We start from the raw sequence: 1,670 nt of genomic DNA, 5'->3' as shown, positions 1-1,670 counted from the left end.
CCGCCACTTCGCCGCGCGCCTCGACCTGGATCGAGCGCGACAGGTCGCCGCGCGTCACGGCTGTTGCCACTTCCGCGATCGCGCGCACCTGGTTGGTAAGATTGGCCGCCAGCTGGTTCACGTTCTCGGTCAAATCCTTCCAGGTCCCCGATGCCCCCGGCACGCTGGCCTGGCCGCCCAGTTTGCCTTCCACGCCGACCTCGCGCGCCACGCGCGTGACTTCCGAGGCGAACGACGACAGCTGGTCCACCATCACGTTGATCGTGTTTTTGAGCTCCAGAATCTCGCCCTTCACGTCCACCGTGATCTTCTTCGACAAGTCGCCGCGCGCCACCGCCGTCGTTACTTCCGCGATGTTGCGCACCTGGCCGGTCAGGTTGGACGCCATGAAGTTCACGTTGTCGGTCAAATCCTTCCAGGTGCCGCCGACGCCCGGCACATACGCCTGCCCGCCGAGGTTGCCTTCGGTGCCCACCTCGCGCGCCACGCGCGTGACTTCCGAGGCAAACGACGAGAGCTGGTCCACCATCACGTTGATCGTGTCTTTCAGCTCCAGGATCTCGCCCTTCACATCCACCGTGATCTTCTTCGACAAGTCGCCACGCGCAACAGCCGTGGTCACTTCCGCGATGTTGCGCACCTGACCGGTGAGGTTGGATGCCATGAAGTTCACGTTGTCGGTCAAGTCCTTCCAGGTGCCGGCCACGCCGCCCACGTTGGCCTGGCCACCCAGACGTCCCTCGGTGCCGACTTCGCGCGCCACGCGCGTGACTTCCGACGCGAACGAATTCAACTGGTCCACCATCACGTTGATCGTGTTTTTCAGCTCCAGGATTTCACCCTTCACGTCCACCGTGATCTTCTTCGACAAGTCGCCGTTGGCCACCGCCGTCGTCACGTCGGCGATGTTGCGCACCTGTGCCGTCAGGTTGCCCGCCATCGAATTGACCGAATCGGTCAAGTCCTTCCAGGTGCCGGCCACGCCCTTCACGTGCGCCTGGCCACCCAGCTTGCCTTCGGTACCCACTTCGCGCGCCACGCGCGTGACTTCCGAAGCGAACGACGAGAGCTGGTCCACCATCACGTTGATCGTGTCTTTCAGCTGCAGAATCTCGCCCTTGACGTCCACCGTGATCTTCTTCGACAAGTCACCGGTCGCCACGGCAGTAGTGACCTCGGCGATGTTGCGCACCTGCGCCGTCAGGTTGCCCGCCATCGAGTTCACCGAATCGGTCAAGTCTTTCCAAGTGCCGCCGACACCCGGCACGTACGCCTGCCCGCCCAAGCGCCCCTCGGTCCCGACCTCGCGCGCCACGCGCGTGACTTCCGAGGCGAACGAGCGCAACTGGTCCACCATCGTGTTGATCGTATCCTTCAGCTGCAAAATCTCGCCGCGCACGTCCACCGTGATCTTCTTGGACAAGTCGCCGTTCGCCACCGCCGTCGTCACGTCGGCGATGTTGCGCACCTGCGACGTCAGGTTGCCCGCCATCGAGTTCACCGAATCGGTCAAGTCCTTCCAGGTGCCGGCCACGCCGGGCACATTGGCCTGGCCGCCGAGCTTGCCCTCGGTGCCCACTTCGCGTGCCACGCGCGTCACTTCGGAGGCGAACGACGAGAGCTGGTCGACCATCGTGTTGGCGGTCGACGCCGCGCGCAGGAACTGGCCT

Annotated in this window: 1 protein-coding gene; it reads right to left on the bottom strand. The window is 64.1% G+C overall.

Annotated features, from left to right (window positions below):
• Nucleotides 1-1,670 (bottom strand): HAMP domain-containing protein (locus TSA66_RS27285; RefSeq protein ID WP_198358735.1); only part of this gene is annotated, 1,670 nt, incomplete at both ends.

Source organism: Noviherbaspirillum autotrophicum, assembly GCF_000818395.1.
Taxonomy (GTDB): Bacteria; Pseudomonadota; Gammaproteobacteria; order Burkholderiales; family Burkholderiaceae_D; genus Noviherbaspirillum; species Noviherbaspirillum autotrophicum.
The sequence above is the reverse complement of the archived record's forward strand: the minus strand, read 5'-3'. Positions and strand labels throughout refer to the sequence as shown.